This window comes from Mesorhizobium sp. L-8-3 (assembly GCF_016756615.1).
Taxonomy (GTDB): Bacteria; Pseudomonadota; Alphaproteobacteria; order Rhizobiales; family Rhizobiaceae.
On the sequence record NZ_AP023262.1, the window covers coordinates 5,898,713 to 5,912,720 of the forward strand.

14 protein-coding genes are annotated in these 14,008 nt (G+C 63.2%); 9 read left to right on the forward strand and 5 right to left on the reverse strand.

Annotated elements, in window-relative coordinates; genetic code table 11:
• Window positions 1-5: 5 nt before the first annotated feature.
• From JN302_RS27405 to JN302_RS27415, 3 genes are all read right to left on the reverse strand, one after another.
• Entirely contained in the window at window positions 6-1,196 is a 1,191-nt protein-coding gene (locus JN302_RS27405; RefSeq protein ID WP_202329808.1) for an amino acid ABC transporter permease, read from the reverse strand.
• 63 nt (window positions 1,197-1,259) lie between these two features.
• Window positions 1,260-2,288 carry an amino acid ABC transporter substrate-binding protein gene (locus JN302_RS27410; RefSeq protein WP_202307265.1) on the reverse strand — a complete coding sequence of 343 codons (1,029 nt, stop codon included), beginning with the start codon at window positions 2,286-2,288 and terminating at the stop codon, window positions 1,260-1,262.
• A gap of 256 nt (window positions 2,289-2,544) precedes the next feature.
• The gene (locus JN302_RS27415) at window positions 2,545-3,246 is read right to left on the reverse strand and encodes a phosphatase PAP2 family protein (RefSeq protein WP_202329809.1); all 702 of its coding nucleotides are present in this window, start codon (window positions 3,244-3,246) and stop codon (window positions 2,545-2,547) included.
• A gap of 187 nt (window positions 3,247-3,433) precedes the next feature.
• On the opposite strand from JN302_RS27415, the gene JN302_RS27420 reads away from it, so the two are divergent.
• Window positions 3,434-4,606 (forward strand): cystathionine beta-lyase, encoded by a 1,173-nt coding sequence (locus tag JN302_RS27420; protein WP_202329810.1) that lies wholly within the window; start codon window positions 3,434-3,436, stop codon window positions 4,604-4,606.
• 568 nt (window positions 4,607-5,174) lie between these two features.
• Here JN302_RS27420 and JN302_RS27425 read toward each other — a convergent pair.
• Complete coding sequence (locus JN302_RS27425) at window positions 5,175-6,095, reverse strand: class I SAM-dependent methyltransferase (protein ID WP_202329811.1); 921 nt, start codon at window positions 6,093-6,095, stop codon at window positions 5,175-5,177.
• 191 nt (window positions 6,096-6,286) lie between these two features.
• Between JN302_RS27425 and JN302_RS27430 the strand changes: the two genes are divergently transcribed.
• The 7 genes from JN302_RS27430 to JN302_RS27455 all read left to right on the forward strand — a co-directional run bounded on the left by JN302_RS27430 (window position 6,287) and on the right by JN302_RS27455 (window position 11,798).
• Entirely contained in the window at window positions 6,287-6,790 is a 504-nt protein-coding gene (locus tag JN302_RS27430; RefSeq protein WP_202329812.1) for a VOC family protein, read from the forward strand.
• Between the two features lie 59 nt (window positions 6,791-6,849).
• Window positions 6,850-7,083 carry an acyl carrier protein gene (locus tag JN302_RS27435; protein ID WP_202307275.1) on the forward strand — a complete coding sequence of 78 codons (234 nt, stop codon included), beginning with the start codon at window positions 6,850-6,852 and terminating at the stop codon, window positions 7,081-7,083.
• 109 nt (window positions 7,084-7,192) lie between these two features.
• Window positions 7,193-8,434: an MBOAT family O-acyltransferase gene (locus tag JN302_RS27440; RefSeq protein WP_210382567.1), complete on the forward strand. Its 1,242-nt coding sequence runs from the start codon at window positions 7,193-7,195 to the stop codon at window positions 8,432-8,434.
• 9 nt (window positions 8,435-8,443) lie between these two features.
• Window positions 8,444-9,706, forward strand: a complete 1,263-nt coding sequence (locus JN302_RS27445) for a hypothetical protein (RefSeq protein ID WP_202329814.1) — start codon at window positions 8,444-8,446, stop codon at window positions 9,704-9,706.
• Window positions 9,703-9,834, forward strand: coding sequence for a hypothetical protein (locus tag JN302_RS39660; protein WP_274609231.1), 132 nt, complete (start codon window positions 9,703-9,705; stop codon window positions 9,832-9,834). Before JN302_RS27445 ends, JN302_RS39660 begins: the two co-directional genes overlap by 4 nt.
• A 159-nt stretch (window positions 9,835-9,993) precedes the next feature.
• Window positions 9,994-10,284, forward strand: coding sequence for a hypothetical protein (locus JN302_RS27450; RefSeq protein WP_202307281.1), 291 nt, complete (start codon window positions 9,994-9,996; stop codon window positions 10,282-10,284).
• 170 nt (window positions 10,285-10,454) lie between these two features.
• Window positions 10,455-11,798, forward strand: coding sequence for a calcium-binding protein (locus JN302_RS27455; RefSeq protein WP_202329815.1), 1,344 nt, complete (start codon window positions 10,455-10,457; stop codon window positions 11,796-11,798).
• Window positions 11,799-12,022: 224 nt separating this feature from the next.
• Here JN302_RS27455 and JN302_RS27460 read toward each other — a convergent pair whose 3' ends face one another.
• Complete coding sequence (locus JN302_RS27460) at window positions 12,023-13,204, reverse strand: phosphopentomutase (protein ID WP_202334463.1); 1,182 nt, start codon at window positions 13,202-13,204, stop codon at window positions 12,023-12,025.
• 416 nt (window positions 13,205-13,620) lie between these two features.
• Between JN302_RS27460 and JN302_RS27465 the strand changes: the two genes are divergently transcribed.
• Window positions 13,621-13,866: a hypothetical protein gene (locus JN302_RS27465; RefSeq protein WP_202329816.1), complete on the forward strand. Its 246-nt coding sequence runs from the start codon at window positions 13,621-13,623 to the stop codon at window positions 13,864-13,866.
• Window positions 13,867-14,008: the final 142 nt, after the last annotated feature.

A 14,008-nucleotide genomic window follows, 5' to 3' on the forward strand; every position in this document is an offset into this window, starting at 1 on the left:
GTCTTCTACCTTTCCACAAGGGCCATCTTGGCGTTGAACCAGTTCATGAAGGCCGATGTCACCAGGCTGAGGCCGAGATAGACCATCATCCATATCGCCACGATCTCGATCGACTGGCCGCTCTGGTTGAGGATCGTTCCGCCGATGGCGACGAGATCGGCATAACCCACCGCGACCGCCAGCGACGAATTCTTGGTGAGATTCAGATACTGGCTCGTCAGCGGCGGAATGATAATGCGCAGCGCCTGGGGCACGATCACCAGGCGAAGCGTCGAACGCGGACGCAGGCCCAGCGCTGCGGCCGCTTCCGATTGTCCACGGCTCACGCCCAATATGCCGGCGCGCACGATCTCGGCGATGAAGGAGGCGGTGTAGAAGGAGAGCGCCAGATAAAGTGCGATGAACTCCGGCTTGATCTGGAGGCCGCCGGTGAGATTGAAGGTCGACTGTGTCGGGAATTCGAAGGTGAGCGGGAAGCCGCTGGCGGCGAAAGCGAGCAGCGGCAGGCCGATCAAAAGGCCCAGCGAGGTCCACAATACCGGAAACTGCTGGCCGCTCGCCATCTGGCGGGCCCGCGCGGCGCGCGCCACGAACCAGGACATGGCGATCGCCAGCAGGAATCCGACGCCCACGAGCCAAGCGTTGTCGCCCCAGATCATCCTGGGCGTGAAGAGTCCGCGGCTGTTCAGGTAAGTGCCGAAAGGCAGCTCGATGCTTTCGCGCGGCAGCGGCAGCACCGAAAGCACCCCCAGATACCAGAAGAAGATGACCAGCAGCGGCGGGATGTTGCGGAAGACTTCCACATAGACCGTGCAGATCTTGCGGATGAGCCAGTTCTTCGAAAGCCGGCCGATGCCGACCAGGAAACCGACGATCGATGCCGTGACGATGCCGGTGACCGCCACAAGGAGGGTGTTGAGGAGCCCGACCAACAGGGCCCGCCCATAGGTCGAATCGGAAGAATATTCGATCAGACTCTGGCTTACGTCGAAGCCGGCGCGGCCCGAGAGAAACCCGAAACCGGAGGCGATGTTGGCACGCCGCAGATTCTCGACGGTGTTGCCGATGATCCAGTAGATGAAGACGACCAGGACAATGAAGACGACAGCCTGGTAAAAGATCCCGCGGACTTTGGGGTCGTTCAGGAACGACGCCCGCGCGGGGGCAGTGTGACGGATTGTTTCCTGAGACGCCATCTATCCTCCTTCGATCCGAAGACCGGAAGGCGGGACACCCGCCTTCCGGAGGCGGTCATGCCGTCAGCGGATCGGCGGCGCGTATTGCAGCCCTCCCTTCGACCACTGCGCATTGATGCCGCGCGCGATCTTCAGCGGGCTGGCCGCGCCGATGTTGCGTTCGAAGACCTCGCCGTAATTGCCTACGCCCTTGACGATGTTGACGACCCAGTCGTTGCCCAGGCCAAGGTCGGTGCCGATCTTGGTGTCGGCTTCCTCGCCGAGCACCCGCTTCACCTCGGGGCTGCCGCTGGTCTTCATCTCTTCGACATTGGCCTGTGTGATGCCGAGCTCTTCCGCCGTCAGAAGTGCGAAATGCACCCACTTGATGACGTCGAACCACTGGTCGTCGCCCTGGCGGACCGCCGGCCCGAGCGGCTCCTTGGAGATGATCTCGGGAAGCACGACATGATCATCCGGCGAGGCGAGCGTCAGGCGGATGGCGTAGAGGCCGGACTGGTCGGTGGTATAGACGTCGCAACGGCCGGAATCATAAGCCGCGTTGACCTCTTCCAGCTTCTCGAAGACGACCGGGTTGTATTCCATCTTGTTCGCCTTGAAGTAATCGGCGAGGTTGAGCTCGGTCGTGGTGCCGGCCTGCACGCAGACCGAGGCGCCCGAAAGCTGCAGCGCGGAATTCACGCCCGGCAACTTCTTGGCGTTGATCATGAAGCCCTGGCCGTCAAAATAGTTGACGCCCGTGAAGTTGAAACCGAGCGCCGTGTCGCGGCTGATCGTCCAGGTCGTGTTGCGGATCAGAACGTCGATCTCGCCCGACTGAAGAGCCGTGAAGCGCTCCTTCGCGGTGGTCGGTGTGTATTTCACCTTGGTCGGATCACCGAAGATCGCAGCGGCGACCGCCTTGCAATAATCGACGTCGAAGCCCGACCATTCACCCTTGTCGTTCGGCGCGGCAAACCCGGAAAGACCAGTGTTCACTCCGCATTGCACGAAGCCCTTGGCCTTCACGTCGTCAAGCGTGGCGGCGGAGGCCACCGAAGCGGTCAGCGCCAGCGCTGCAACGCCCAGCATGCCTGTCAGTGCGTTCTTCATACCCACAACCCTCTTCTGTTTTCCAGGATCCAGCCCTGCTTTTTGCGGTGCGGAGACATCATCCTGCTCCGGTCTCTCCCGGAACATGCATGACAGAGCGTCACCAACGCTCTTCCTCCCGCTCCAAATTCTATCGAAGGCGATTATTCGACGCTGGTCAAGTACGAATGGCCGGGCTGGCCCAATCGCGGCAAGCAGTCCAAAGAAACTGTTGTCCCGCGCGGGCTTGGGAGCTTCACGGCAATGAGCCGGCAAGCTATTTTCGCGCCGCCCGGCCGATGACGCTGGGGAACATTTTTCCTTGCTGCAGGCGGAAGACGACACCTCGCGTGGCGAGGAAGCGCGCGAGCACGATGGCGCAGGTCAGTCCGAACAGGAAGCCCGTCATCACGTCCGACGGATAGTGGGACAGCGACGCCACCCGCGTCGAGGCGACGAAAAGCCCAACCGCCGCGAAAAGCCAGGTCAGGCGCGGGTACCAGAGCATCAATATTCCCGCTACCGCGCCCACGGTCGTGGAGTGGCCCGAGGGAAAGCTTGCGAACGCATAGCCGAAGGAGAGCGGGTCGAAGTGATAAGCGCCGTGCTGCTCGAAAAGCACCGGTCGCGCGCGGCCGAACAGCACCTTCAGCACATTGACCAGGATGCCCGGGATGGCCACCGCGGCGAAGCTGAAACCGGCCTGCCCGAAGACCCGGGCGAGCCGCGCCCTGCCCCGGAACCCGGCCCGCGTCCAATCGGCAAAGCCGACACCGAGAAAGATGGCCGCAGCGGGGATTAGATACCAGTGCGAGCGGCCAAGATCGGTGATTGCGGCCATCCATCCGATGAACGGCGCCCGGCTCGTGCGCACATGGCCAACTACCCACGCATCCGTCAGGGCGGCCGCGCCGGCAAGCGCAAGACCGACCACCACCATGAAGGTCAGCTCGCGCGTCCAGATCGATCCGCCCCGCATGTTCGGCCGATGCCAAAGCCGGTCGTTCGCTCCGCCGAACGCCGCCGCGAGGCGCTGGTGCGGCCGCAACGCCGGCGCCGCCGCCCGAGACGTGTCGCGCTGGCCAAGCGGATCGCGATCGCCGGACGGTTGCGAAGGCTCGGCCGGGCCCTTATGCGTAGCTTCTTTTCTGGACAGGCTTGATCTCATGGCAAAGAGCGACACTGGCGGCAAGGGCATCAATACGCGCCTCGCCCACATTGGCAACGATCCACACTCCTATTTCGGATTTGTCAATCCGCCTGTCGTGCATGCTTCGACGGTATTGTTCCCGGATGCCGCAACGCTGGCGGACAGGAATCAGAAATACACCTACGGCACCCGTGGCACGCCGACATCCGACGCATTGGCCAATGCGATGGACGAACTCGAGGGATCGGCCGGCACCATCATCGTCCCGTCCGGACTCGCCGCCGTCGTCGTCCCACTGCTGGCCTTCCTGTCGGCAGGCGATCACGTGCTGATCACGGACTCCGTCTACTCACCGACCCGCAACTTCGCCGACTCCATGCTCAAGCGGCTCGGCATCGACGTCGAATACTACGATCCGCTGGTCGGGGCCGGCATCGCAGCACTGTTCAAGCCCAACACCAAGGTCGTCTTCACCGAATCGCCCGGCTCGAACACCTTCGAGATGCAGGACATCCCGGCGATCGCGACGGCCGCCCACGCCATCGGGGCAGTCGTCATGACCGACAACACCTGGGCGACGCCGCTCTATTTCAGGGCGCTCGATTTCGGTGCCGACGTCACCATCCATGCGGCCACGAAATATCCGGCCGGCCATTCCGACGTGCTGCTTGGCACAGTCTCGGCCAACGCCGCCTGCTGGGAGCGGCTGCACGAAACCTTTCTGACGCTCGGCTGCTGCGCGTCGCCCGACGACGTCTATCAGGTCCTCCGCGGCCTGCGCACAATGGGCGTACGGCTGGAACATCATCGCAGGAGCGCGCTCGACATCGCACGCTGGCTGGAAGGCAGGACGGAAGTGGCCCGCGTGCTGCATCCTGCGCTGGAAAGCCACCCCGGCCATGCGCTCTGGAAACGCGACTTCTCGGGGTCGAGCGGTGTTTTCTCCCTGGTTCTGCGTGGCGGCGGAAAGAAGCAGGCGCATGCCTTCCTCGACGCGTTGCAGATATTCGGCCTGGGCTATTCGTGGGGCGGTTTCGAGAGCCTCGCCGTTCCCGTCTACCTCGGCGACCGCATCGTCGCCAAGGGCCCGACCGAAGGGCCGGTGATCCGCCTTCAGATCGGGGTAGAGGACATCGAGGACCTGAAGGAGGACATCTCTCGCGGACTGGCCGCCGTGCAGAACGTGTAACGCCCCGGGGACGTTCGACGCCCCGGGGACGTGCAACGCCCCGGGATCAGTAGCCGATCATTCCGGAGAAGGCAGCCGCGACAATCAGCGACACGCAGACCAGGACCAGCGGCGCAATGGCATTGTCGGTGTTCATCATCGTCGTCCTCCTGCGGGCGAAGCGCCCGCACCATGCCTCCCGCCACATCCCGCACGACGCGCTCACCCCGGCGCGAACCGTCGGGCGACCCTCACCTGTGTTGCCTGAGATGTTGCAATAGACGGCACGGAAATTGGCTGAATTACGGCAACGGCGTCGATTTCGCCACGCTTTCGCCAAATGTCTTTCCGGCGTTCCGTCGCGAACAGGACGCCGGAGTGCTTGTCTCGAGGCGCGGTATCATACCGGCAGGCCTGGAGGCTGACCCATCCATGCGGGCTTGATGTCAGCGCGCCCAGCGGGTGGATGCTCTGCATACCCACCCGACCTCAATCACGGGCGCGGCCCATCCGGGGCGCTTGGCTTGCGCGCCAACGGGCGTGACCCGCGGTCTCGCTCTTCACCGTTCGATCCTATCGACCGGTTGTATCAGTCGGCTCTGCCGGCGACGAAGACACAGGAAATGGTCAGCTTCTTCCTGCGCGCCGCATCCAGCGTCTGGTTGGTCGCGGGAAAGAACGCCCTATCGATGATCCGGAAACCGGCGTCGACGACGAACCGCTCCAATTCCTCCGGAGTGTCAGCATTGAACAGATGATCCGGCGCGGGGCTGTTGATCGGCATGTTCAGAAACAGCCGACCTTCGGGCGCCAGCAGCGAACGCACCACGGCCAGCGTCTCGGCCGGCTTCTCCATATGCTCGAGAACCTCGCTGAAGACCAGGCTATCGAACGAACCGACGGGGCCCCTGAACAGGTCCCGCAATTCCAGCGCCGGCTGTTCGGCGAGGCCGAGCCTGCGCAATGCTTTCGCCGTCATGGCGATCGAGGCATCCGAGATGTCCCAGGCCGAGACCTTGCCGGCGCGCGGATCGGCAGCCGCGAAATAGAGGAAGAGGCCGTGCCCCGGACCGATTTCGAGATGTGAATAGCCCTCGGTATTCGAAGCCAGGAAGCTCGTGCGGTAGAACTCCATCGCCCTGGTATGATTGCTCCACCACAGCTGCGTCATCAGCAGGCCGTTCATGTAGCGGGTCATATACTCCTTGTTGGAGTAGACGTCGCGATAGGCCTCTTCGAAGGTGTTCAGCCGATAGCGCCCGTGCCGCCGGAAATGGAGTTCCTCGTTCACCTGCTGGCTGCACAGCCAGACGTAGTCCTCGACATGTTCTTCGAGTTCGTCGCCGACGAGCCTGGCAATATGTCCGGCAAATTCGTCAAGACTGGCAGCCTGCGCATCGTCCATCGTTTCGAAACGGCGCCTGAAGAATTTCTCGTGAGCCGGAGCGGCGGCGAGCTGAGTCTCCAGTAGCGCCTTCAGGACCGGGTAGCGCGCATCGATCCGCTGCATTGACTTCGCGCTCCGCCGGGTTCGATCAGACTTGCCGAGACTACAGCGCGTCGCGTGAAGAAGGATCCACGCGACGCGCTGTAGGTTCTTGATTTAGCGCATGTCTTTTTCCCGAATCCGCTGCACAGTTTCGGGAGGCATGCGTTATATCGACGACAGGCTGGCACGGCAACCACGGGCTTCGGCACACCATGACCGACATCGTCTTCGACCCTCGAAAGGTTTTCCACTACGGCTACGTCGTGCCGAATATGGACCGCGCCCTTAGGACCTGGACCCGTCAGGGCGCCGTGATCGTCGTACCGCCGTCGGTCGACCCGATCCAGAACGTCTCCTGCGCGCTGCTCGTCTATCTCGACAGTGTGCCCATCGAGCTGGTGGCGCCGCTGCCCGAAGGGCCTAACCCCGTCGCCTCCCGCCTGTCCAAAGGCGGCGGGCTCGACCATGTCTGCCTGTTTTCCGACGACCTCGACGGCGACCTTGAAAAACTCGCGGCCGAGGGCGGCATCCAGCTTGTTGCTCCATGCTTCGGCGCGGTGTTCAAGAGGCGCCTTGCCTTCGTCGCGACCCGCGCCGGGCTGATCGTGGAGATGATGACGCGCGCCATGGTTGACGGCGCCGGACCCGACCCGCTGCTATCGTTTCTCGGCCGGGCCGATTTCCGACAACCGCCCGTCGACGTCCAGCCGAGTTGAATTACCTCTCCCTCGACGATATGGGTCGGGTCCAACGCAAGCATTCCAAGAGGGGGCTCATGAGCGACAGACTTCTCGCCTTGTTCGCCGAGGAACTGGACGTTTCTTCTTCCGCACTGGACGACGACAGTTCACCCGACACGGTCGAAAACTGGGACAGCCTCGCGGCCATGCGCCTTGTCGCGGCGATCGAGAGCGAGTTCGATGTCAGGCTGTCGACCAGGGAGATCATGAAGATGCGCTCGATCGGAATCGCTAGGGCCGTCCTCCGGGACAAGAGCGTCGACGTCTGAGCGGCCCGCAATCTTGAGAAGTGCCCCCTGCAAGGACCGAACGCAGAAGCTTGCCAAGGCGCTCGACGTTCTGCCCTTTTTCACCCTGTCCACTCGATAGGCATGCGTGATGGGCAGCGGCGGCTTCTTCGGCTTCTTCCTGGATCTCTTTTTCCTGGTCCCGATCCTGCTCGCCGTCAGGGCCGCCTTCCCTCACCCGGTCGTCTTCCGGGTCGCATCGACCCTCGCCGGGCTCTATCTCATCTACGCCCAGGCGCCGCGCTTCCTGCCCTTCTTCATTGCCTATTGGGTCGCGGTCTGGCTGCTGCAGCACCTTGCCGCGCAGGCGGAGCGGCGGCCCTCCAATGCGAACCTCGCTCTTGCCGTCGTCGTCGTCGTTCCCCTCGCGCCGATGGTGGCGTGGAAGCTCGCTCCTGCACATTTTGTCCCCTCGCTCAACGAATTCGCGGCGAAGGTTCTCTGGGCGGCGGCTCCCGGCTTCGGGTTCGCGGACGCCCTGGTCGGCATCGTCGTGCCGCTGGGTCTTTCCTTCGCGACCTTCCGCGCGCTCGACCTGCTGCTGAAGATCTATCTCGGCCTGCTGCCGCCGCTGAGCTTCGATCGCGTGCTCTATTACGGCTTTTTTCCGCCGATCCTCGCACTTGGTCCCATTGCCGAATATGAGGAAGTGAGAGCGGACAAGCCTTCGTCCCGATGGCCCAAGGCGGGGGATGTCGCGGTCGGCATTTTCCGTGTCATGCTCGGCATCGTGAAGATCTTCGCGGTCGGCATGCTCCTGGAGCGCGGCGCGGCGGTGATGTGGCGGGGCGGCGACGCGTCGGTGTGGGCGAGTTGGGGCGCGCTCCTGCTCTACGGATTGTTCTTCTACGCGAACTTCTCCGGCTACAGCGACGTCGCAATCGGGGCCGCACGCATCCTCGGACTGAAGCTGAAGGAGAACTTCGCCAATCCATTCCTGAAAACCAACCCGCAGGCCTTCTGGAACGCCTGGCACATGAGCCTCACGCGCTGGACGCAGCGCTACGTCTTCGTCCCGCTTGGCGGCATGCGCCCCGGCCGTCACTACGCCGCCGCCTTCGCCAGCATCATGGTCATTGCGCTTTGGCACGGCCTGGCCCTGCCGATGGTGGTGTTCGGCATCTTCCATGGAACGATTGCCGTCGCGCACCGCTGGCTGACCGAGCGCCGGCGGCGCGCAGGCAAGAAGCCCGGTCCGGAGCCCTGGTACGGCCATGCCCTCAAATCCGCACTGGTGTTCTCCTACGTGTCGCTCAGCCTGCCCCTTCTGGTCCTGGACAGCGGGCAAGCGCTGGCGCTTTATGGCCGCCTGTTCCTCGGCACGCCGATGTAGGGCGCTGACATGCTGGATTTTCAGCCTTGGATCGAACGCACTTTCGGCGCCTGGACGTTCCGCGAGATCGTGATCGCCCTGGTGGTCGTCGCCGCCGCCCTCGCCGCTTTCGATGTGGCGCGGGCGTTTGTGCCGATCCCCGTCTTTCCGACACCGGACGCTGGCTCGTCGAGCGCCATAAGGCGCTGGCTCGACCGTGACGATCCGCGCGGCTTCCTGCCGGGCTCCGCGCTCGGTTCACCCGGCGAGGATGACGGGCGCTTCGACATCGCCTGGATCTCGGGTTCGCCGATTTCCATCCGCAAAGCGCCGTCCGAATGGCGCCTGATGGGCAAGTCGGGCTACGAAATGACCGATGTGCTCGCGCACTATCTCGTTTCCATGGACGGGCGGCCGGTCAGGATCCAGGAATATCTGCTTCAGGGCGTGCGTATGGGTGATGTCAGGCGCGCCGTACTGTTCGCGGCCCATCAGCCCGAAATCGATGCCTATGTCGTCGAGGCGAACCCGGTCTGGATGCTCAACGACCTGCTGCAATTCACGCTGTCCCGACAGCGCGCCTCCGTCCTCGGGCTTCCCGGCGCGACGCGGTTCGACTTCGCCGTGATGGCGCGGCTGCTCAGGCCGCATGAGGTCGGCTTCCAGCTACTTGCAGGGGCGCTTCCGGTCATACGCGACCGTTTCGCCCTTTTCGGTGGGCTGTCGCCCTCTCCCCTTCCACCGTTCCCGCAGCGCAAGCCTGCAGAACATGCCCAGGACGGGCAGATGATCGGCACGTGGATGAATTGGCTTTTCCCCGACATCGCCACGCTTCCCATCCCCGAAGCTGCCGCCGGCCTGCGCAGCTACCGCAACCTGATGCTGATGGGCGACCTCGGCGAGGAGGGGCTGGGCATGCGGCTGTTCGCGGCCAATCTTCACACCCTGGCCGCAACGGGCAAGCCGGTGATCGTCTTCATGCCGCCGCTCAATCCCAGGCTGAAACTCGATGCCTCTTCTGTCGATTATGTGCGATCGATGAGGGCCGCTCTCGACCGACAGTTTGCGGCTGCGGGGGCGCCAAACATCGTCTTCCGCAGCGATACGGTCTGGGCGGAGCCGCAACCCGCCGACTATTTGGACATATTGCACCTGCGCCACGGACAGGGCGTCATCGGTCTCGTTGTCGGTTTGCTCGAAGAGAAGATCGGCAAGACCTTCGCGAAACGGCCGCTGTCCGATGTCTATGGCGCACCGGAGAGGACGACCGTCGGACAGAAGGCAACACCATGACCGGCGGACCGGGCAAGGACATCAACTGGGTCGCCGTCTTTGTCTTTGCCCTCGCGGTTCTCGCCGGCTTCGTGCTGATTCTTTATGCCGGCGGCGGCGGCAGCGGCTTCGTGTACGACAACGTCTGAGCGGAAGCCTTTGTGGCCTTTTCGAGGCCACCACCCCTATCCAATCGTAGAAGCGGGCTCATCCCTTTGGTGCTGAAAACTTCAAGGGGGCGGCGGCGTTATCCTACGGGAAAGCGGATGGCGCGGCGGCGGCGGCCGCGCCAAACGAGGAGTAAGAAAATGAGCAAAGCTCGGACAATCGCTGTGGGTCAGGAACGCTTCGAGATACGCGACGACGGTATAGCCAGCGTCTTCACCGACCTCATCATAGAAAGCAGGCTGATGGGCGGTGTCGTCTGCCTGTCGCTTGGCACGCTGGTCATCGACGGAGACGTCGACGCCGGAAACGACCCGGAAGCCGTCATCGCCGCCAGGCTGCGAATGACGCTGCGCACGGCAAGAGCTGTCCACGAACAGCTTTCGCTGCTGATCGAGCGCGCCGACCAGGAACTCAAGCCCAAACCGAACTAGTGCGGCGACTTCGCACGATTTCGAAATCTCGATCGGCGACGAAATTCGAAATCAAAACGAAAATATGTCCTGAGTTCCCTTTTTGCGATAAGTGCTTCCGCCTCGTCCATACGCGCGGTGTCGATCCCTGTTAGCGGTGCGTCCCTCGAAAACAACACGGAGACGGGACAATGCCGACTTATGTAGGAACCCTTGGCGCCGACAATATCAACAATGCCGTTTCGGACGTCATCTACGGACTTGATGGAAACGATACGATATTCTCGTCATTTGGCGGAATAGTTCACATCTACGGCGGACAAGGTGAGGATACGATCGATTACAGCGATGTGGCAGCGGGTAGCGCCAAGATCTACGGCGACGATGGTGCGGACATCATCGACGGCGGCGCGAACAACGATGAGATCTATGGCGGCGAGGACGGCGACCAGATCACCGGCTGGATGGGCGACGACTATATAGACGGAGGACGAGGAAACGATCAGCTTTATGGCAATGACGGTTTCGACACCATCTACGGCGGCGATGGCGCTGATATCATCCAAGGCGGCGCCGGCGAAGACATAATCGACGGAGGTTACGGCAACGACTGGCTGGACGGCGGTTCCGGAGCCGACATCATGATCGGCGGTGTCGGCAGCGACACCTTCTATGTCGACCACGCCGGCGACTATGTCGAGGATTCCGGTATGGCCGGGAGTGGCAACGATCTCGTGATCGCGTCGGTCAGTTTCAGCCTGATCGACCCGGATCATGCGTCCGGCCGGATAGAGATGCTGACGCTCGACGGGACCGCCGACATCAACGGCATCGGCAATGAGATCGACAATATCATCAAGGGCAATTCGGGCGCGAACACCCTGAACGGTCGCGGCGGTGCCGACAAGATGACGGGCGGCGCGGGCGACGACAGGTATTACGTCGACAATGCCGGCGACAGCGTCATCGAAGCGGCCGGAGAAGGCAATGACGTCGTCTACACCTACACCAGCTACCAGTTGGCAGCAGGACAGCATATCGAGACTTTCTCCACCACCGCGCTTAGCGGTACCGGGGCCATCAACATGACCGGCAACGAGGTGGCACAGCGCATCAACGGCAACAACGGGGATAACCGCATCTATGGGGGCGCCGGCAACGACCTACTGGTGGGCTACGCCGGCAATGACAACCTGGAAGGCCAAGCCGGAAACGATCGCCTTTTCGGAGTGTCGGGCGCCGACAAGTTCATCTTCCGCTACGCCACCATGGCGACGGCCGGCGCCGACACCATTGTCGACTTCGATGCGGACGATCTCATCTTTGTGGATCACCCGACATATGCCGGCGCCCTCGGCGCTTCGTCGTTCCGCACCGGCACCGAGGCGCTCGACGCCGACGACCGCTTCATGTGGGACGCCCCCAGCAAATCGCTCTACTTCGATGCGGACGGCAACGGGGCAGCCTCCAAGGTGCTCATTGCGGTTCTGGAGAATGCCTACGCGTTGTCGGCGGACGACATAATGATGTTCTGAAGCCAGATCCCGCACGTCCCGGCTCGAGGTTGCGGGCTGCCGGCTGGATCCGAGGCCCGTAACCCTTCCGACATCACGTTCAGGACCTCGGCCAGGATTTTGCGTTCGCGCCGAGGCGTCGCTTCAAGGTGATAGTGACACCCAAGCGCTTTCGAATGCGCACGGCTCGCCATAATTGAATCGGGAATTGAAGGTTCGTTCAGCCTGCGCTTGGAAGCCAGACGTCACCTTCCGATCCCCAGATGCGAAGCGACCAGTTCGGCGACCGCGGCATAGGGCATGATGCCGAGTTCCTTGCCGTCGATGCCGGGTCCGGTCGCAAGCACGGGTACACGCTCGCGGGTGTGGTCCGTGCCGCGCCAGGTCGGGTCGTTGCCGTGGTCGGCAGTGATGACAAGAAGATCGCCCCGCCGCAGCCGGCCGGTCAGTTCCGGCAGCCGTGCATCGAACGCCTCCAGCGCTCTCGCATAACCCGCCACGTCGCGGCGATGCCCCCACAGGCTGTCGAACTCGATGAAGTTCGTGAAGACAAGGTCGCCGGGCTCCGCCCTGTCGCACCAGTCGAGCACGCGGTCGAAGAGCGCCATGTCGTCGGCGCCCTTGGCGACATCGGTGATGCCCTTGTGGGCGAAGATATCGCCTATCTTGCCCACCGCGTGGACCGCGCCACCCGCGGCGATCACCCGGTCGCAGATCGTGCCATCGGGCGGCGCGATGGCGAAGTCCTTGCGGTTGGGCGTCCGGACGAAGCTGCCGGGCGCCTCGCCGACGAAAGGCCTGGCGATGATGCGGCCGACATTGAGCGGATGGAACAACTCGGCCGCGACCCGGCACAGATCGAGCAGCCGGCCGAGCCCGAAATGCGTCTCATGGGCTGCGATCTGCACGACGCTGTCGGCCGAGGTATAGACGATCGGCATGCCGCTCGTGATGCTTTCCACCCCGAACCGGTCGATCACGTCCGTTCCCGACGCATGGCAATTGGCGAGCGTGCCGGGAATGCCGGAACGGGTGACCAGTTCGCCCATCAGCTCTGCGGGAAAAGCCGGGACCGTGCGCGGAAAATAGTGCCAGTCGCGGGTGACGGGCACGCCGGCGAGCTCCCAATGGCCCGACTGCGTGTCCTTGCCGGCCGAGCTTTCTTCCGCGACGCCCCAGCGCCCGGCCGCAACGGCGCCCAGACCGGGTGCCGCCTTGCCGCAGGAGAGCTGGATGGCAGCTCCCAACCCCAGCGAATCGAGATTGGGGATGTCAAGCGGACCGCTGCGCCCCTGCTCGGCGCGGCCGCCAGCACATGCCTCGGCGATGTGAAGCAGCGTGTTGGCCCCTTCGTCGCCGTAACGTGCCGCGTCCGGCGCGCCGCCGCATCCGACGGAATCGAGAACGCAGAGGAAGACACGTGCCATCATTTCACCTCAAGCAAGCTGACAGCGACCGAGTGAACGGCGCCGGATCAGTTCAACGATCTCATAGAAAGCCCAGCCGATGAGGGATAGCAACAGGACCATGCCGATGACCACGGCCGTATCGCTGTTCTCCTGCCCGAAGACACGATGTAGCCGATCCCCTCGTTTGCTCCCATCGATTCGCCGATCACGGCCGCGATCATGGCGAGCATGGCGGCGGCCGTGCCATGAGCACCGAAGGCAGGAGAGACAGCAGCTAGATATGGCGGAAGCGCTGAGCGCGCCGACCGGTCCGAGGCGCGGGAGCATCAATTCTGCTTAAGTCGATTACGCCCTACGCACAGGTGCAGTCCCGGCCGATCACCGCTAACCTCGATGGTCCTCCAGGCAACGCGCAGTGCACGTGGAGAGAAACGATGAAGCTCAGATTGTTGAGTTCGACGGGCGCTATGCCGATGCTCCTGGCAACCGTCGCCGGCGCAACCGTGCTCGCAGGCGTTGTCGTTGGTGGTCTCTATTCGCAACAACAGAACGAAGACGCGGATAGGGGCGGCGTCAGTCGTTCCGCGCCCAGCCCGACCCTCGGCATCGGCCTGCCTGCGTTGGTCGTCGTCGGCGGATATGTCTGGGTCCGCTACAGATCCAAGAAGCGCCGGACATAGGCTTGAAAAGATCGAGGACTATGCGCCGACGGAGGACGTGGCCGGGCTGGCAAGCCCGGCGGGGCTTTCGCGCCGGCCAGAACGGACCTCCCCCGATCACGCGTTCCACCTTTGCCGACGTGCCGTGCCCATTACCCCGGCG